At 66.5% G+C, this 16793-nt stretch carries 17 protein-coding genes; 10 read left to right on the plus strand and 7 right to left on the minus strand.

Annotated features, from left to right (window positions below):
• Positions 1–309: 309 nt before the first annotated feature.
• From DWF00_RS30175 to DWF00_RS13250, 8 genes are all read left to right on the plus strand, one after another.
• Positions 310–867, plus strand: a complete 558-nt coding sequence (locus tag DWF00_RS30175) for a PopZ family protein (RefSeq protein ID WP_465247584.1) — start codon at positions 310–312, stop codon at positions 865–867.
• Between the two features lie 116 nt (positions 868–983).
• Positions 984–1466 (plus strand): DNA starvation/stationary phase protection protein Dps, encoded by a 483-nt coding sequence (dps, locus tag DWF00_RS13215; RefSeq protein ID WP_114831339.1) that lies wholly within the window; start codon positions 984–986, stop codon positions 1464–1466.
• A gap of 265 nt (positions 1467–1731) precedes the next feature.
• Positions 1732–4551 carry a valine--tRNA ligase gene (locus tag DWF00_RS13220; protein WP_114831340.1) on the plus strand — a complete coding sequence of 940 codons (2820 nt, stop codon included), beginning with the start codon at positions 1732–1734 and terminating at the stop codon, positions 4549–4551.
• 274 nt (positions 4552–4825) lie between these two features.
• A complete protein-coding gene (locus DWF00_RS13225; RefSeq protein WP_114831341.1) occupies positions 4826–5407 on the plus strand; it encodes a YqaA family protein in 582 nt (193 codons plus the stop codon).
• Between the two features lie 424 nt (positions 5408–5831).
• On the plus strand, positions 5832–7562 hold the full coding sequence (gene ilvD, locus DWF00_RS13235) for a dihydroxy-acid dehydratase (RefSeq protein ID WP_114831343.1): 1731 nt from the start codon (positions 5832–5834) through the stop codon (positions 7560–7562).
• Positions 7549–8508, plus strand: coding sequence for a tetratricopeptide repeat protein (locus DWF00_RS13240; protein WP_114831344.1), 960 nt, complete (start codon positions 7549–7551; stop codon positions 8506–8508). Before ilvD ends, DWF00_RS13240 begins: the two co-directional genes overlap by 14 nt.
• 209 nt (positions 8509–8717) lie before the next feature.
• The gene (locus tag DWF00_RS29075; protein WP_147283770.1) at positions 8718–9086 is read left to right on the plus strand and encodes a hypothetical protein; all 369 of its coding nucleotides are present in this window, start codon (positions 8718–8720) and stop codon (positions 9084–9086) included.
• A 108-nt stretch (positions 9087–9194) separates the two neighbouring features.
• Positions 9195–9428 carry a hypothetical protein gene (locus tag DWF00_RS13250; protein WP_114831346.1) on the plus strand — a complete coding sequence of 78 codons (234 nt, stop codon included), beginning with the start codon at positions 9195–9197 and terminating at the stop codon, positions 9426–9428.
• A gap of 10 nt (positions 9429–9438) precedes the next feature.
• Here the strand turns inward: DWF00_RS13250 and xth are convergent, their stop codons facing one another.
• On the minus strand, positions 9439–10224 hold the full coding sequence (gene xth / locus DWF00_RS13255; RefSeq protein WP_114831347.1) for an exodeoxyribonuclease III: 786 nt from the start codon (positions 10222–10224) through the stop codon (positions 9439–9441).
• A 184-nt stretch (positions 10225–10408) separates the two neighbouring features.
• Positions 10409–10837 carry a BA14K family protein gene (locus DWF00_RS13260; protein ID WP_114831348.1) on the minus strand — a complete coding sequence of 143 codons (429 nt, stop codon included), beginning with the start codon at positions 10835–10837 and terminating at the stop codon, positions 10409–10411.
• Positions 10838–11117: 280 nt separating this feature from the next.
• Here DWF00_RS13260 and DWF00_RS13265 point away from each other — a divergent pair, with 280 nt between their 5' ends.
• Positions 11118–11687 (plus strand): TIGR00645 family protein, encoded by a 570-nt coding sequence (locus tag DWF00_RS13265; RefSeq protein WP_114831349.1) that lies wholly within the window; start codon positions 11118–11120, stop codon positions 11685–11687.
• A 306-nt stretch (positions 11688–11993) separates the two neighbouring features.
• Here the strand turns inward: DWF00_RS13265 and DWF00_RS13270 are convergent, their stop codons facing one another.
• The 5 genes from DWF00_RS13270 to DWF00_RS13290 all read right to left on the minus strand — a co-directional run bounded on the left by DWF00_RS13270 (position 11994) and on the right by DWF00_RS13290 (position 16131).
• Positions 11994–13511 (minus strand): helicase HerA domain-containing protein, encoded by a 1518-nt coding sequence (locus tag DWF00_RS13270; RefSeq protein ID WP_114831350.1) that lies wholly within the window; start codon positions 13509–13511, stop codon positions 11994–11996.
• Positions 13512–13622: 111 nt separating this feature from the next.
• A complete protein-coding gene (locus tag DWF00_RS13275) occupies positions 13623–13901 on the minus strand; it encodes a YARHG domain-containing protein (protein ID WP_114831351.1) in 279 nt (92 codons plus the stop codon).
• A gap of 63 nt (positions 13902–13964) precedes the next feature.
• A complete protein-coding gene (locus tag DWF00_RS13280; RefSeq protein WP_114831352.1) occupies positions 13965–14480 on the minus strand; it encodes an ImmA/IrrE family metallo-endopeptidase in 516 nt (171 codons plus the stop codon).
• A 72-nt stretch (positions 14481–14552) separates the two neighbouring features.
• Positions 14553–14858 (minus strand): hypothetical protein, encoded by a 306-nt coding sequence (locus tag DWF00_RS13285; RefSeq protein ID WP_114831353.1) that lies wholly within the window; start codon positions 14856–14858, stop codon positions 14553–14555.
• Positions 14859–14925: 67 nt separating this feature from the next.
• Complete coding sequence (locus DWF00_RS13290; RefSeq protein ID WP_147283771.1) at positions 14926–16131, minus strand: GGDEF domain-containing protein; 1206 nt, start codon at positions 16129–16131, stop codon at positions 14926–14928.
• Positions 16132–16423: 292 nt separating this feature from the next.
• Here DWF00_RS13290 and DWF00_RS13295 point away from each other — a divergent pair, with 292 nt between their 5' ends.
• The gene (locus DWF00_RS13295; protein WP_114831355.1) at positions 16424–16750 is read left to right on the plus strand and encodes a hypothetical protein; all 327 of its coding nucleotides are present in this window, start codon (positions 16424–16426) and stop codon (positions 16748–16750) included.
• Positions 16751–16793: the final 43 nt, after the last annotated feature.

Here is a 16793-nt window from a genome sequence, read left to right on the forward strand (position 1 = left end):
TGTCACGTACCAAGGTGGGTTGCGCCCCGGTTCTCGACAGCCACGCCAGCCGGCTTACGTCAGCGAGTTCTCGGAAGGTCTCGCTGACCTAACTGTCTTTGGTCCGGTAATCACGGCTTTCCTGCCTGACCTTAGGAGACATTCCGGCAACAGACCGGATTTCTCCTGTGGGTGGGCTGAAACCTGCCTTGCTTGCTGCCCTTTCGGTGAAATACTCAACTTTGGGGCAGCGTTGATTCTGGTGACGCGCCCGGTGTCGAGTGGTCCGGATCCAGCATGAGCGCGCAACCGAAGCCCAACGAACCGTCGATGGAGGAGATTCTCGCCTCCATCCGCCGGATCATCGCGGACGACGACAAGCCTGCCGCCGCCGCGCCGGAGCCGGAGCTTGCTCCCGTGGCGGAACCCGCCCCGGCGGCTGAGGGCCCGGCCGCCGATATCGACGAGGACGTGCTCGACCTCGGCGCCGAGGCCAGCCTGATCCCGCCGCCCGAGCCGGAAGCGCAGGACATCGATTTCCTCGATGCGCCCGAGGTCGAGGCCGCCGCTCCCGAGCCGGAGCCCGCGCCGATGCTGCCGCCCGAGCCGCCGGCCCAGGCCTTCGTGCCGCCGCCGTTCCAGCCGGCCCCGCCACCGCCCTTCGACATGGCTTCGCTGATCTCAGACCAGACCAGCTCGTCCGTCCACAACGCCTTCGGCGCGCTCGCCCACACCGTCCTGAGCAACAACGCCCGCACGCTCGAGGATCTGGTCAAGGACATGCTGAAGCCGATGCTCAAGACTTGGCTCGACGACAACCTGCCGACCATGGTCGAGCGGCTGGTCCGCGCCGAGATCGAGCGCGTCGCGCGCGGCGGGCGGAACTGAGCTTCGTCATCTGGTAGCCGATCTGCGGCTGGCGCATTGGGAATGCCGCCTGCGCCCGCTATATCTGCGCATGACGGCGCGCCGCCGCCGCAAGCAGGTTGAGCGAGGATAGTGCCATGTCGAAGAAGCCCGTCTCCCGGATCGATCTCAAGTCCAACACCAAGACCGCCATGATCGAGCTGCTCAATGCCCGGCTCGCCGATGGCATCGACCTCGCGCTCGTCACCAAGCAGGCGCATTGGAACCTGAAGGGTCCGGGCTTCATCGCCATCCACGAGATGCTCGACGGTTTCCGCACCGAGCTCGACGGCCATGTCGACACGGTGGCCGAGCGCGTCGCGCAGCTTGGCGGCATCGCGCTCGGCACGACGCAGACCGTCGCTGCGGCGACCAAGCTCAAAGCCTATCCGACCGAGATCGTCGCGGTGAAGGACCATCTCGCCGAGCTGATCGAGCGCTATGCCGAGGCCGCCAAGAGCGTGCGCGCCGCGATCGACACGGCCGACGAGGCCGGCGATGCCGACACCGCCGATATCTTCACGGGATACTCCCGGGCCCTCGACAAGGCGCTCTGGTTCCTGGAATCGAGCGCCGCCTGAGAGCGCTTGCGAATTCTACTGGGGTGGCCGCCTGACGCGGCCGTCTGCGCTTCCGGTGCTCACGTACAAACGTACGCTCCGCTCCGGTTCTCGACGGCCACGCCAGTCGACTCACCCCAGCGAAGTCTCAAGCACTCTCACCCCCGAGGGCGTCGCTGCGTCGAAAACGTTGACGCGGCCCCATCCCATGGGCTCTTAAGGCGAACCTTTAGGCCTTCCGATTTCCGGCCGGGACTTCCCGGCCGTTTTGCGTTCGAGCGAAGCGATGATGGACAAGACATTCGAGCCGGCCTCCGTTGAGGCCCGCATCAGCAAGGCCTGGGAAGAGGCCGATGCCTTCAAGGCCGGGCGCGGCGCCGAGCCGGGCGCCGAGCCGTATTGCATCGTCATCCCGCCGCCGAACGTCACCGGCTCGCTGCATATGGGCCACGCGCTCAACAACACCTTGCAGGACGTGCTCTGCCGCTTCGAGCGCATGCGCGGCAAGGACGTGCTCTGGCAGCCGGGCACAGACCATGCCGGCATCGCGACGCAGATGGTGGTGGAGCGCAAGCTCGCGGCCGAGAACAAGACCGACCGCCGGACCATGGGCCGCGAGGCCTTCCTCGAAGAGGTCTGGCGCTGGAAGGCTGAATCCGGCGGCACCATCGTCAACCAGCTCAAGCGCTTAGGGGCCTCCTGCGACTGGTCGCGCGAGCGCTTCACCATGGATGAGGGCCTGAGCGCGGCCGTGCTCAAGGTCTTCGTCGCCCTGCACAAGCAGGGCCTGATCTACCGCGCCAAGCGCCTGGTGAACTGGGACCCGAAGTTCCAGACCGCGATCTCCGACCTCGAGGTGATCCAGGTCGAGAAGACCGGCTCGTTCAAGTGGGAGCGGGGCGGGGAGGAGGCGTTCGACGCCGCCAAGCTCGACAAGGCGCTGAACCGCGACCCGAGCGGGCACCTCTACTATTTCGACTACCCGCTCGAAGGCGTCACCTATGACGCCAACGATCCCTCGACCTATATCACGGTCGCGACGACGCGGCCGGAGACGATGCTGGGCGATACCGGCGTCGCGGTGCATCCCGAGAACGAAAAGATCGGCCACCTGATCGGCAAGAACGCGGTCCTGCCGCTGGTCGGCCGCGTCATCCCGATCTTCGGCGACGACTACGCCGATCCGGAGAAGGGCACCGGCGCGGTCAAGATCACGCCGGCGCACGACTTCAACGATTTCGAGGTCGGCAAGCGCCACAAGCTCGCGGTCATCAACATCTTCGACGCCGAGGCGCGGCTGACCCTCGACGGCAACGATGATTTCCTCGCTGGCGTCCAGCCGGCTGCCGAGACGCTGAAGCTCGACGGCTTCGACCGCTTCGCGGCCCGGCGCGCCATCGTCGCGCTGATGGCCGAGCGCGGCCTGCTCGCCAAGGTCGAGCCCCACGGTCATACCGTGCCGCATGGCGACCGCTCCGATGTCGCGATCGAGCCCTGGCTGACCGACCAATGGTATGTCGACGTCAAGCCGCTGGCCGAGCGCGCGTTGAAAGCCGTCAAGGACGGCCGCACCAAGATCACGCCGGAGAGCTGGACCAAGACCTACAACGACTGGCTCGAGAACATCGAGCCCTGGTGCGTCTCGCGCCAGCTCTGGTGGGGCCACCAGATCCCGGCCTGGTACGGGCCGGACGGCGAGTGCTTCGTCGCCGAATCCGAGGCCGCCGCGCAGGCGCAGGCGCTCGGCCACTATGGCGGTCCTGTCGCGCTCACCCGCGACGGGGACGTGCTCGACACCTGGTTCTCCTCGGCGCTCTGGCCGTTCTCGACGCTGGGCTGGCCGGAGGAGACGGCCGAGCTGAAGCGCTACTACCCGACGGCGACGCTGGTCACGGCCTTCGACATCATCTTCTTCTGGGTCGCCCGGATGATGATGATGGGCCTCAACTTCATGGACGAGGTGCCGTTCCGCGACGTCTACATCCACGCCATCGTTCGCGACGAGAAGGGCGCGAAGATGTCGAAGACGAAGGGCAACGTCATCGATCCGCTGACGCTGGTCGACAAGTACGGCGCCGACGCGCTGCGCTTCACGCTCTCGGCCATGGCGGCGCAGGGCCGCGACATCAAGCTCGCGACCGCGCGCGTCGAGGGCTACCGCAACTTCGCGACCAAGATCTGGAACGCCGCCCGCTTCGCCGAGATGAATGGCTGCGCCCGCGTTGCCGGCTTCGATCCAGCCGCGGTGAAGCAGCCGCTCAATCGCTGGATCCTGAGCGAGGCTGCCCGCGCCAGCGAGGAGATCGCCGAAGGCATCGTTTCGTTCAAGTTCAACGAGGCGGCCGGCAGCGCCTATCGCTTCGTCTGGAACCAGTTCTGCGACTGGTATCTCGAACTGGCCAAGCCGGTGCTGCAGGGCGAAGGCGTGGCGCCAGAGGAGAAGGCCGAGACGCAGGCGACCGTCGCCCATGTCATCGACCTGATATCCCAGCTGCTGCACCCGTTCATGCCGTTCATGACCGAGGAGCTCTGGGCGGTGAAGGGGGGCGAGGGCGCGCCGCGCAAGCTCGCCAAGGGCGACGATGCGCTGGTCTGCCTGACGCGCTGGCCCGAGCTCGCCGGCTTGAAGGACGAGACGGCCGAGGCCGAGATCGGCTTCGTCGTCGACCTGATCTCCGATATCCGCTCGGTTCGCTCGGAGACCAACGTCCCGGCCGGGACGCAGGTGCCGCTGGTGCTGGTCAATGCCAGCGCTGCGACCAAGGCCGCGGTCGAGGCGTGGGCGCCGATGATCGAGCGGCTGGCGCGGGTCTCGAATATCGCTTTTGAGGCCGTTTCGCCGGCGCAATCGGCTCAGATCATCGTGCGCGGCGAGGTCGCGGCCCTGCCGCTCGCCGGCATCATCGATCTCGACGCCGAGCGGGCGCGGCTGGAGAAGGAGCTGGCCAAGCTCGACCAGGACATCCTCGCGGTCGATCGCAAGCTCGGCAACCCCGACTTCGTGGCGCGCGCGCCCGAAGAGGTCGTCGAGGAGAACCGCGAGCGCAAGGCGCAGGCCGAGGCGCGCAAGATCAAGATCGCCGAGGCTTTGGCGCGGCTGTCGTAAAGGGCGGCGGCACCTCGCCGTCATTGCGAGGAGCGCAGCGACGAAGCAATCCAGGGGGCTCGCTCACGCAATCCCCCTGGATTGCTTCGCTGCGCTCGCAATGACGGTGGCGGGCAAGCTGCGGCTTTTTGCCAACAGCCGGTCATGAAACCGTCGCCAAATTGACCTTGATGTAGGCGAGCTCTGGTATATTCACGGAAACGCGATTAGATGCGCGTGGCGCAGGCCCGCCATGCGCCATCGACCCGCAGCACGAGGCGAGTAGTTCCGACGCATGCTCAAGCGAGCTTATGACTGGTGCGTATCTTACGCCTCCCACCCGGGCGCTCCCTATCTGCTCTTCGCGCTGACTTTCGTCGAAAGCTCGATCAGCCCGCTGCCGCCGCTGCCGCTGCTGCTGCCGATGTGCATCGCGCGGCCGGATCGCGCCTGGTTCTATGCCCTGGTCTGCTCGCTGGGGGCGGTTTCGGGCGGCTATCTCGGCTATGCGATCGGCGCCTTCCTCTATGACTCGGTCGGCTCCTGGCTGATCGGCATCTACGGCCTGCAGGACAAGGCCGCGCACCTGATCGCGACCTCGCAGGATTTCTGGTTCTGGGTGCTGGTCACCAAGGGCCTGACGCCGATCCCGTTCAAGATCGTCACGATCATGTCCGGCTTCCTGCATTTCGACATCTGGAAGTTCACGCTCGGCATGGTCGTCTCGCGCGTCACCTTCTTCGCCATGATTGCGGTCGCGCTGCGCTTCTACGGCGACGACATCCGCATCTTCATCGAAAAGCATTTGCCGCTCAGCGCAGCCGTGCTGGCGCTCGTGGTGATCGGCGGCTTCTTCGTGCTGCCGGCGGTGCTTTAACTCTTCACAGACGCCGCGATTTCGACTGCGTCGTCCCGGACAAGCGGCGAAGCCGCGCCGCTCCGGGATCCATCGTAGAGCGCCGAAGTCCTAAGATGAATCCCCGCACTCTGCGGCGTTGCGGCCGGGATCACGGCGCGGGGGATGATCGCCGCCCCGCTGATTTGTGACATCCCCGCAACACCGATCCGCATTGCGCAGGCACCGCTCTGCACTGCCGGAATTGCCGCGATGCTGCCACAAAGCGCGCCCAGCAAAGGGTCGCACTAAGTCTCTGAGATATAGAAGAATTAAACTCTGTCTGGCAGGATTGGGGCGTCGATTTACCCTGCATCCTGCCGAGGCGTGAACGTTGCGTCCGGCGCGGGCGGCGTGGCACATCTGCCACGCACCCTAAGTGCAGGGCGGAACGAGGAAAAAGAAGATGGACGCGCGCGTTTTCGACAAGTCGAAACTCCCCAGCCGGCATGTCAGCGTCGGGCCGGCGCGTGCTCCGCATCGCTCCTATTATTATGCGATGGGGATGACCTCGAAGCAGATTTCGCAGCCCTTCGTCGGCGTCGCGTCCTGCTGGAACGAAGCCGCTCCCTGCAACATCTCGCTGATGCGCCAGGCCCAGGCCGTGAAGAAGGGCGTCGCCTCCGCCCAGGGCACGCCGCGCGAGTTCTGCACCATCACCGTGACCGACGGCATCGCCATGGGCCACCAGGGCATGAAGTCGTCGCTCGCCTCGCGCGAGTGCATCGCCGACTCGGTCGAGCTCACCATGCGCGGCCATTGCTATGACGCGCTGGTCGGCCTCGCCGGCTGCGACAAGTCGCTGCCCGGCATGATGATGGCGATGGTGCGCCTCAACGTTCCCTCGATCTTCATCTATGGCGGCTCGATCCTGCCCGGCACCTTCAAGGGCAAGCCGGTCACCGTTCAGGACGTGTTCGAGGCCGTCGGCAAGCACTCGGTCGGCGCGATGTCGGACGAGGACCTGAAGGAGCTGGAGGAGGCGGCCTGCCCGTCCTCGGGCTCCTGCGGCGCGCAGTTCACCGCCAACACGATGGCGACCGTCGCCGAGGCGATCGGGCTTGCCCTGCCGTATTCCTGCGGGGCGCCGGCGCCCTACGATGTCCGCGACACCTTCTGCTACACCGCCGGCGAGATGGTGATGGAGCTGATCGCCCGGAACATCCGGCCGCGCGACATCGTCACCCGCAAGGCGCTGGAGAACGCCGCGATGGTCGTCGCCGCCTCGGGCGGCTCGACCAATGGCGCGCTGCACCTGCCGGCGATCGCGCATGAATGCGGCATCGACTTCGACCTTTTCGCCGTCGCCGAGATCTTCAAGAAGACGCCCTATATCGCCGACCTGAAGCCGGGCGGAAAATACGTCGCCAAGGACATGTTCGAGGTCGGCGGCATCCCGCTGCTGATGAAGACCCTGCTCGACCACGGCTTCCTGCATGGCGACTGCATGACCGTCACCGGCCGCACCATCGCCGAGAACCTCGCCTCGGTGAAATGGAACGACGAGCAGGACGTCATCCGCCCCGCCAACAAGCCGCTCTCTGATAATGGCGGCGTCGTCGGCCTGCAGGGCAACCTCGCTCCCGAGGGCGCGATCGTGAAGATCGCCGGCATGACGACCGAGCAACTGACCTTCACCGGCCCGGCGCGCTGCTTCGATTGCGAGGAAGACGCCTTCAAGGCCGTCGCCAATCGCGAGTACGAGGTCGGCGACGTGCTGGTCATCCGCTACGAGGGGCCCAAGGGCGGCCCCGGCATGCGCGAGATGCTCTCGACCACCGCAGCGCTCTACGGCCAGGGCATGGGCGACAAGGTCGCGCTCATCACCGACGGGCGCTTCTCGGGCGCGACGCGCGGCTTCTGCGTCGGCCATGTCGGGCCTGAGGCGGCTGTCGGCGGGCCGATCGGCCTGCTCAAGGATGGCGACATCATCGAGCTCGACGCCATCACAGGAAAGCTCGCAGTCCGCCTTTCTGATGCCGAACTTGAGGAGCGTCGTAAGGCCTGGACGCCGCGCAAGACCGACTACAACTCGGGCGCGCTGTGGAAGTACGCGCAAACTGTCGGCTCTGCGAAAGGTGGGGCCGTGACCCACCCAGGAGGGGCGGCCGAAACCCATTGCTATGCGGATATCTGACGCCATCATCGTAGGGACGCTGCTGGTCCTGGGCTGCCAGCCGGCAGCCTGGGCACAGGATGCCGTTGCCGGTCGCGCCGCGCCGATTCCGCCGCGGCCGATCCCTGGCGTCGCCTTGCCCGAACCGGAAACGGACGATTCGGCCGTTCCGCAGCCTCTGGCCGGCGGGCTCACGACAGCCCCGGCTGCTCCAGCCCCGCGCGCCGCGCTGCCGCTGGCTCCCTTCACCAACGCCCGCGAAGCCCTCCGGGCCTGGATGCGCGACAAGACGGCGGGCGACCAGGTCGGCGCCGTGCGCGCGCTGGAATACGCCGCCTCGCAGGGCCATCTCACCGCGCAGTTCAAGCTGGGCCGGATGTATGCCGGCGGCGAAGGCGTTCCGACCAACGACCTCAAGGCCTTCGAGTATTTCTCGAAGATCGCGGACGAGAATGCCGACGCGATTCCGGGCACGGCCGATGGCCGCATCGTCGGCAGCGCATTCGTGGCGCTCGGCGGCTATTTCATCGACGGCATCAAGGGCACCTATGTGAAGCCCAATGCCGACCGCGCCTTCGACATGTTCCACTACGCCGCCTCTTATTTCGGTGACCCGGAAGGGCAGTACAACCTGGCTCGGCTCTACATGAACGGCCAGGGCACGCCGCGCGACCAGCGCCAGGCAGCGCGCTGGATGAAGCTCGCGGCCGAGAAGGGGCATGTCCCGGCCCGCGCCGTGTTCGGCGACATGCTGGTGCGCGGCAGCGATGGCGTGCCGCGGCAGGTCTCGCAGGGGCTGATGTGGCTCTCGCTGGCGCGCGACGCGGCCGATCCGCAGCGCGACGCCTGGATCCTGGAGCGCTATGACGCAGCCTTCGCCGCTGCTTCCGCCGGCGACCGCAGCGCCGCGCTCGCGCTCGTCGAGCGGCAGCAGCAATACACCAGCGGCCGCATCCCACCCCGTTGAGACCATTCGCGAATTCTACTGACGAGGCCGTCTGACGCAGCGATCTGCGCTTCCGGTGCTCACGGACATGAAGTCCGCTCCGCTCCGGTTCTCGACCGCCACGCCAGCCGACTCACGCCAGCGAATTCTCGAATGGTCTCAGGTCCGGCGCCTCCTGCATCTGGTTTACTTGGCGTCGCGTATTCCTCGGACAGACCGGGGAGTTCATCATGACCAGCTTCAGGACATCCTTCGCCAGCGCCGCCTTCCTGCTTGGGGCTGTCGCAGCCGCTTCTGCTCAGGAGAACTATGGGGCATGGGCGCCGTTGACCGATCCGTTTCCAAGCACGGGCGGAGGCGGCATCATGATCCACGACTACGACCCGGTTGTCGCCAACGGCGCTTGCACGACGAATTTCCGCGCGGTCGAGCCGAACGGCACCGCCTATCGCAACGTGATCACCTTCGACGCCGTCGAGACGCAGGGCGGCACGCTTTGCAGCAACGGCAAGTGGCGCTCGGCCGATGGCAGCGCCAGCGGCACCACGCGGTTCCGCGTCTTCATCAAGGACGGGGTCAAGCGCGGCTCGGCGCAGTAGCCGCCGCGTGATTTCTCTTGATGATACAGTTCGATTCCCGCCTGCGGCATTGACTGGCGGCCTCCGAACAGCGCGTTATTTAGCTGTGCTGGTTGGACGGGTTGTGTCGTGCTCAAGACTGTCTTCACGATCGGGCTGATCTCGCTCGGCTTCGCTCTGTTGTTCGTTATGCACCTGCTTGAGAAGCGGGGGCTGAATCGCCGCAGGAGCATCGCCTCGCAATTGGCGGCGGCGATCGTTTCCGTCGCTTTGGTGACCGTCGGCGCGGTTTCGGTCCTGCGCTTCGCGCAATTGGCCCAGCAGGCCGCTTTGCAGGATACTGGCGCGCAGCCCCCCGGCTGATCCGCCGGATTTACTGCGGCCGCAACTCCACCAGCACCGGCACATGGTCGGAGGGCTTGTCCCAGCCGCGGACATGCTTGGCGATGCTGACGCCGGCGAGCCGGTCGGCGGCTTGCGGCGAGAGCAGGAGATGGTCGATGCGGATGCCGTTGTTCCGCTGCCAGGCGCCGGCCTGATAATCCCAGAAGGTGTAGAGGCCGGGCGTGTCGGTCGTGGCGCGCAGCGCTTCGGTGAGGCCGAGATTGATCAGGCCGCGGAAGGCCGAGCGCGTCGGCGGCAGGAACAGCGCGTCGTCGACCCAGGCGGCCGGTTCGCGCGCATCGCGCGGCTCGGGGATGACGTTGTAGTCGCCCGCCAGGACGAGCGGCTCCTCATGGGCGAGCAGCTCCTTCGCATGCGCGGTGAGGCGGCGCATCCAGTTGAGCTTGTAGGGGTATTTCTCGGTGTTGGGCGGATTGCCGTTCGGCAGGTAGATCGAGGCCAGGCGCACGACGCCCGTTCCCAGCGGCAGCACGCCTTCGAGATAGCGCGCCTGCTCGTCGCTCTCGTCGCCCGGCAGGCCGCGCCTGACATCCTCGAGCTTGCTGCGGCTGATGATGGCGACGCCGTTGAAGGTCTTCTGGCCGTGGGTCTCGACCTGCCAGCCGGCCTCCTCGATCTCCCGGCGCGGGAAATCGGCATCCATGCATTTCAGCTCCTGCAGGCAGAGCGCGTCGGGCTCGGCCTCCTTCAGGAAGTCGAGCAGATGGCCGAGCCGCTGGCGGACCGAGTTGACGTTCCAGGTGGCGATGCGCAACGGCGTGCTCCGAGTCAGGTAGCGCAGAATAAGCGGCAGGGATAAGCCGGTGACAAGCCCTATGCGCCGTTGCAGCCGAATGGCGTCAGGATCGTGCCGGGCTGCGCGCAAAAGAAAACCTCTCCGCGTCGCCACGGAGAGGCTCGGTCGTTGTGGGTCGGTGCTTAGAGCACCGCCATCCCGCTCAGGGGCAGGAGCGGACCACGCCGCCGGTGCCGATATAGGTGCCGGTCTCGGGGTCGTAGCTGCGGAAGCGGCGCGAGCAATAGGCGATCGCGTCGCCGTCCGGCTCGACATAGACCGGGGCCGGGCGATAGGCCGGGGCCGCCAGCGCGCCAGCGGCGAGAGCGCCGCCGAGGATGCCGGCCGCCACGCCGGCGCCGACCGCCGCGCCACGGCCACCATAATAGCCGCGCCCGCCATAATAGCCGCCGCGATAGCCATAGCCGCCGTAGCCGTAACGGCGATACTGCACGGTCTGGGTGAGGTCCTTGCCGGCTTCGCTGTAGGAAGCGGCCGAGCCTGCGGTCGCGCTTAGCGGCGCGGCGCCGGCCGGGGCAGCGATCATGACGCTACCGGCCAGAGCGGCAGCGATGGTCAGGGTCTTGATCATGACGAAACTCCTTTCCTCTCCGATGCGAGAGGAACGCGTGCTGTTCCTCCAATTGAACGGAATCTAACTCGCGACGCCGCGTCATGAAAGAGCTAGCAGCGAATATGGGCGAATTTTCATCTGCCGGTAAACGGATATTGCGGCTAGCGCCGCGATATTGATCTTCGGTGCCGGCGAAACATCCTGCCGGGTTGCGTCATGCGCGCGCTCATACCATGTAAGGCACGCGATATTGCATCGCAAAACCATGATTCACGTTCGAAAGGACCGGACCCAGACCATGTCGCATTCCGAGGACACCCAGCCGCTTCCTCGCGCTCCGATGAGGCCGCTGCCGCTGATCATCTTCGGCTCGCGCTGGCTGCAATTGCCGCTCTATCTCGGGCTGATCGTGGCGCAATGCGTCTACGTCTTCCTGTTCCTGAAGGAGCTCTGGCACCTCGTCACTCATGCGTTCGACTTCAGCGAGCAGCAGATCATGCTGGTCGTGCTCGGGCTGATCGACGTGGTGATGATCTCGAACCTGCTGATCATGGTCATCGTCGGCGGCTACGAGACCTTCGTCTCGCGGTTGCGGCTTGAGGACCATCCCGACCAGCCGGAATGGCTGAGCCACGTCAATGCGAGCGTGCTCAAGATCAAGCTCGCCATGGCGATCATCGGCATCTCGTCGATCCACCTGCTGCGGACCTTCATCGAGGCCGGCAATATCGGCATTGCCGGGCGCACCGCGAACTACACCGAGACCGGTGTCATCCTGCAGACGACGATCCACGTCGTCTTCATTCTGTCGGCGATCGGCATCGCCTGGGTGGACCGGATGACGGTGCCGGCCGGGAAGGGGCACTAGATCGCCGTGCGTCCTATTGGACGCAAAGTGGCGATCTAGGCTTTTGTTATTGCATCGGATTGTTCCGAAAACCGGATTCCACTTTTCGGTCCGATGCTCTAGGCGGTAGCTCCCGGCTTTCTATGAGAAACGCGGGAAACCCTCTCCCGGATGGGACAGAGCAGGGTGAGGGCCTGCGGTTAGACGCTGCGCTGTGACCTGACCGGGGCTCCGTTTCAGCTTAACTGGTTTAGCGGCGGGCCCTCGTCTGCCCCTGCCGGGACACCTTCTCCCAGACGGGAGAAGGGAAGAGAGCCGCTCGCCCTGTCAGCCCCTTGCCCCACGCGGCATTCCCGCTGTGGTGCGCGGCAGCGCCAATCCCGGGGCGGTCTCCAGCCCGAGCGTCGGCAGCGCCAAGGTGCGCTGCCCCCTGAAATCGACATGGCAGACGAGCAGGCCGCGCTCCTCGATATAGCCGATCAGCCGGCGGGCCCGGCTGGGCGAGTGGCTGCCATAGACAGCCGCCAGCTCGGCATCGGACGGGCAGGGCGTCTGCTCGATCGCGCTGCGGACGATGAACAGAAACAGGCTGTGGAGGTCTTCCGGCAGCGAGGCGGCAGCAGCGAGCGCAGCCTGCCAGCGTTCCGACCCGGTGATGTCCGCGCTCGCACCGGCGCGCGCCACCGCGAGCCGGCGGCGGAACTCGTCCAGGCTCAGCGAGGCCTGCCCGATCCGGCGCATGCGGCAGCGCACGGTGAAATCCTGATAGAGCACCGCGACCTGGCGGGTGCGCGTCTCCGGGTCGGCCATCAGCTCGCGCAGGATCTCGGTCATGATCGCCTCGCGCTCCGCCGGATCCATCGGGATTTCCGGCTCGGGCTCCGGAGCGGGCGTCGGGCGATAGCTCTCGATCTGACGGAAGACGTCGTTGGCCGGCGGGCGCGGGCGGGCGGCGGCCGGGCGCGGCGGCCAGGGCGAGGGGGACGGCTCGTTGGCGCCGGCCTCGAAGATCAGCTTGCTGGCGTCTTCTGGCGCCTGCTCCGGCAGCGGCATCAGGCCGGGCGCGCCGCCGCGATCGACGGAGGAGACGGCGCCGATGCGCAACGGCAAGGGCCGCTTCGACAAGGCGGGGCCGAGCGCGACGAACTGGCCGCGCTCCAGGTCGCGGAACATCTCGGCCTGGCGCCGGTCCATGCCGAGCAGGTCGGCGGCGCGGGCCATGTCGATATCAAGGAAGGTGCGGCCCATCAGGAAGTTCGAGGCCTCGGCCGCGACGTTCTTGGCGAGCTTGGCGAGGCGCTGGGTCGCGATGACGCCAGCAAGGCCGCGCTTGCGGCCGCGGCACATCAGGTTGGTCATGGCGCCGAGCGAGAGCCGGCGCGCCTCGTCGGAGGCCTCGCCCGCCATCACCGGCGCGAAGAGCTGGGCTTCATCGACCACGACCAGCATCGGGAACCACATGCTGCGGTCGACGTCGAACAAGCCACCGAGGAAGGCGGCGGTGGCGCGGAGTTGCTCGTCGGCATCGAGGCTCTCGAGGTTCAGCACCACCGAGACGCGGTGCTGGCGGACCCGGAGCGCGATGCGCTGCAACTCGGCATCGCCGCAGGCAGCATCGACCACGACATGGCCGAATTGCTCGGCGAGCGAGACGAAGTCGCCTTCCGGATCGATCACGGCCTGCTGCACCAGGGGCGCGCTCTGCTCCAGCAGGCGGCGCAGCAAATGCGACTTGCCCGAACCGGAATTGCCCTGGACGAGGAGGCGCGTCGCCAGCAGCTCGGCGAGATCGAGCAGTGCGGGCGCACCATCTCGCCCTGAGCCCATGTCGATGCCCGTCGTCATCCCTGGTCCTGCCGCTCCGCTGTCGTGATCTGGACCGGCGCTTCTAGCACGGCGAATCGCGCGGCCGGTCCCGTATGGACAGCCTTCCACAGCTATCGGGGCTACGGCAATTCAGCGCGGGCAGCGCAGGTCGCGCTCCTGACGGACGATGTCGTTGATCGTGCGCCGGTCATTGGCCGAGAGCGGCACGTCCTCGATCGCGTCGTACTGGCAGCCGGCATTGCCGAAGGCGGCGATGGCGCGCTGGGTGCGGAAGCAATAGCCCTGCGCCTTGTAGATCTCGTTGCGGGCGGCCCATAGCCCATCGCAGGTGGCGGCGCGGCTCTGGGCTGATGCGCCGGCGCCTGCCAGCGTCAGAAACGCCATGATGATCAAGCTCTTGCGCAGCATTCCTCGCCTCATCGGCAGCCTCGAAGGGCGACAGAATGGGCGATGGGGCAGCTTGCCGCAAGGCTATTTCAGCTCGCTCTTGCGCACCATGGCGGCGCTCATGCTGACGCCGTAGTGCTCGCTCATCTCGCCGGCGCTCATGTGCCTGACAGCCTCGACGTCGGGGATGAGGAAGGCGGCGGCATAGCGCCTGGCCTGGTACTCCATCGCGCGGATGCGGGGCGAGAGCCGCTCGGCCCGGTTGCCGGCCGGGGCGCGCTGGAGCGTGCCGTCATGGCCGAGCAGGGCATGGCCGACCTCGTGCGCCACGGTCATCAGCGCGCGGCCCTCGCCGCGATTGGCGGCGGCGAAGACGCCTTCCGGGATCAGCAGGCGCTTGGCCCTGGAATCCCATTGCGCCTCGGCCTCGCCGAGCTGGCCATCGGGCACGCGCTCATATGCGAAGCTCGGATAGCGCGCCTTGAGCTTGGTCATCAGCGTCATGAAGTCGACGCCTCTCTCATCGCGAAAGCCGAGTTCGCGACGATGCGCCAGGGCGCGGGCATCGATCTGGGCATCGGTCAGGAATGCAGGCGCCATCGCAGCCTCCCGTGACGGAGCGCTGGCACCCTAACCCGAAGTCAAACGGCGCTCAATCGCGGATGCGATTGCTCATTTGGTCGTGGTGGCGGCGAGCTCCAGGCAGGTCAGGACCTGGACATAGCTCGGTATGCCGCCGACCTGCGTCGCCTCGACACATTCATTTCGGGTACCTGGGCGGTAGCTCGCCCATTTCGCTTCGAGCGAGAGCTGCGCCTTGCGCTCGTCGTCGCGGCAGGCACTGACGGTGCGGCTGCCGCCGCCGGCTGCCTCCGCCGTCTTGCACGTGGCCTCGATGTCGAAGCGCGGCACCGTCTCGGCGACGGGGATGACAAGGCCGGTCGACAAGGAGAGCGAGAGAAGTGCTGCGGTAACCATAACACGAGCCTCCAGCTATCGCCCTCGGGGGCGTAACGCATGAGCAGGCGCCTTGTTCCGTGAATGCTCAGCACAAGGTCAGACGATTGCGCCCAGTTCTCTTGCTCTCATAGAGCATGAGGTCGGCCCGCCTGTATAGCTGCTCAAGGGTCTCGGAGCCGTCGAAACTGGCGGCGCCGATGCTGACGCTGACGCAGTCTGCGGTGTCTGAGGCCTCGTGCGGAATGGCGAGGTCGGCGACGGCGCGGGCGACGGAGTCGAGCATGCGCCGCGCCTGCTCGGTATCGGCGCCGTAGAGCACGATGGCGAACTCCTCGCCGCCGATGCGCCCGACCATGTCCATCGGCCGGCGCAGGCAGGAGGCGATGGCGGCGGCGACCCGGCCGAGCGCCTGGTCGCCGGCCTGGTGGCCGTAACGGTCGTTGTACTTCTTGAAATGGTCGATATCGAGCACGGCGAAGACGACGCCGACCCGGTCGCGCCGGCCCTGGAGCAGGGCGATGGCGGCGTGCTGCTCGAAGCTGCGGCGGTTGTCGATGCCGGTCAGCGCGTCCGACATGGCGTGGTTGTGCAGGATGCGCCGGAGCAGGAACTGGTCGCGCTGGGCGTATTCGCGCAGGTAGGCACCGACCGCGCTGACGAACACGGCAAAGAACAGCAGCACCGAGAGCCTGAAATGCTCGAGCATGTGGATCTCGTCGAGCATGACCAGGCCGAGCACGGTGGTGAGCACCGCGATGAAGAGCGCGATGCCCAGGCTCTGGTAGAAGGTCAGCCCGACCGGCAGGAAGACCGCCGCGATGATGACGAGCTGCGCCAGATCGGCCTGCGGCAGGTCGCGCAGCTTGTACATGTTGGCGATGAAGGCGCTGGTCATGCCGATCAGCGTCAGCACCAGCATCGAGAGCCGGTGATAGGCGCGCGGCAGGCGGTGCGCCAGCAGCGCGTAAAGCAGCGCGACGATGGCGGCGAAAGTCGAGACCCGCAGCGCCATGGCGAACTCGACATCGCGATGCCCGGCCGAGAGCTCGCGCAGCGTGTTCAGCCGCGTCAGGTCGAGCGCGATGAAGGCGAGCCAGATGCCGAGCGCCGTGACGATGCAGACCATGGTGCTGGTGCGCTGGTCGGCGCGCATGTGCAGCAGGAACTCGCGCTCCAGCTTCGGTGCGAAGCGGAGCCGCCGGAAATCGCGCGCCCGCTGCTCGGCGTAAGGATCGTGATGCGCCTGAACAGCCGTCTCGGCCGCGAACATGTTGTACTGCGGAGCGTGCACGGGATGACCATGCTCGCGAGACCCTAACAGTGGCTTGAGATGTGACGTTAGGACATGGTTTGCCGCGGAAGCCTCGCCGGTTTCCACCGCGAGGGTTTCGAAAGCCTTGCGCAATCAGGAGGAATGCGCGGGACCGGGAGGACTATTTTGCCCGGTAGTTTCTTCCGGGTGCAGATCGGGACGGCGCTCCGATTCAGTGTTGCCTAAAACAAGCCATTGAAATTGCTATATATTAGTTTCTCTGGCCATGGCCCGGCGCTTGCGTGGTCCGCGCAGCCAGCCGGAGAGAACCATGTCGATGTCGATCCAGGGCTCCGCGCCCAAGCCCGCCGCGCCGATGTCCTATGCCGATGCGATGACGCGCGGCGCGGCCGTCACGGCCAAATCTCCCGAGGCCTCGTCTGCCGAGACCGATTTCCTCAAGTTCGCCAAGATGACTCCGGCCGAGCGCCTGCATGCGCAGATGCTCGCCAAGCTCGGGCTGACCGAGGAGGAGTTCGAGAAGATGGATCCCAAGGCCCGGGCCGAGGTCGCCGACAAGATCCTGAACGAGATCAAGAAGACGCTCGAGGCAAACGGCGACAAGCGTCCGGGAATGATCACCGACATCAAGGCCTGACGTCGCAGCCGGAAACCCGCGTGCCGGGCTTCCGCTCGCGAGC

The organism is Allobosea caraganae (assembly GCF_003351345.1).
In the GTDB taxonomy this organism is placed as follows: Bacteria; Pseudomonadota; Alphaproteobacteria; order Rhizobiales; family Beijerinckiaceae; genus Allobosea; species Allobosea caraganae.

Bases quoted from the DNA above. Each gene is read 5' to 3' on its own strand.
- DWF00_RS30175 (WP_465247584.1), top strand. From the start codon at position 310: ATGGAGGAGATTCTCGCCTCCATCCGCCGGATCATCGCGGACGACGAC.
- dps (WP_114831339.1), top strand. From the start codon at position 984: ATGTCGAAGAAGCCCGTCTCCCGGATCGATCTCAAGTCCAACACCAAG.
- DWF00_RS13220 (WP_114831340.1), top strand. From the start codon at position 1,732: ATGATGGACAAGACATTCGAGCCGGCCTCCGTTGAGGCCCGCATCAGC.
- DWF00_RS13225 (WP_114831341.1), top strand. From the start codon at position 4,826: ATGCTCAAGCGAGCTTATGACTGGTGCGTATCTTACGCCTCCCACCCG.
- ilvD (WP_114831343.1), top strand. From the start codon at position 5,832: ATGGACGCGCGCGTTTTCGACAAGTCGAAACTCCCCAGCCGGCATGTC.
- DWF00_RS13240 (WP_114831344.1), top strand. From the start codon at position 7,549: ATGCGGATATCTGACGCCATCATCGTAGGGACGCTGCTGGTCCTGGGC.
- DWF00_RS29075 (WP_147283770.1), top strand. From the start codon at position 8,718: ATGACCAGCTTCAGGACATCCTTCGCCAGCGCCGCCTTCCTGCTTGGG.
- DWF00_RS13260 (WP_114831348.1), bottom strand. From the start codon at position 10,837: ATGATCAAGACCCTGACCATCGCTGCCGCTCTGGCCGGTAGCGTCATG.
- DWF00_RS13265 (WP_114831349.1), top strand. From the start codon at position 11,118: ATGTCGCATTCCGAGGACACCCAGCCGCTTCCTCGCGCTCCGATGAGG.
- DWF00_RS13270 (WP_114831350.1), bottom strand. From the start codon at position 13,511: ATGACGACGGGCATCGACATGGGCTCAGGGCGAGATGGTGCGCCCGCA.
- DWF00_RS13275 (WP_114831351.1), bottom strand. From the start codon at position 13,901: ATGCTGCGCAAGAGCTTGATCATCATGGCGTTTCTGACGCTGGCAGGC.
- DWF00_RS13280 (WP_114831352.1), bottom strand. From the start codon at position 14,480: ATGGCGCCTGCATTCCTGACCGATGCCCAGATCGATGCCCGCGCCCTG.
- DWF00_RS13285 (WP_114831353.1), bottom strand. From the start codon at position 14,858: ATGGTTACCGCAGCACTTCTCTCGCTCTCCTTGTCGACCGGCCTTGTC.
- DWF00_RS13295 (WP_114831355.1), top strand. From the start codon at position 16,424: ATGTCGATGTCGATCCAGGGCTCCGCGCCCAAGCCCGCCGCGCCGATG.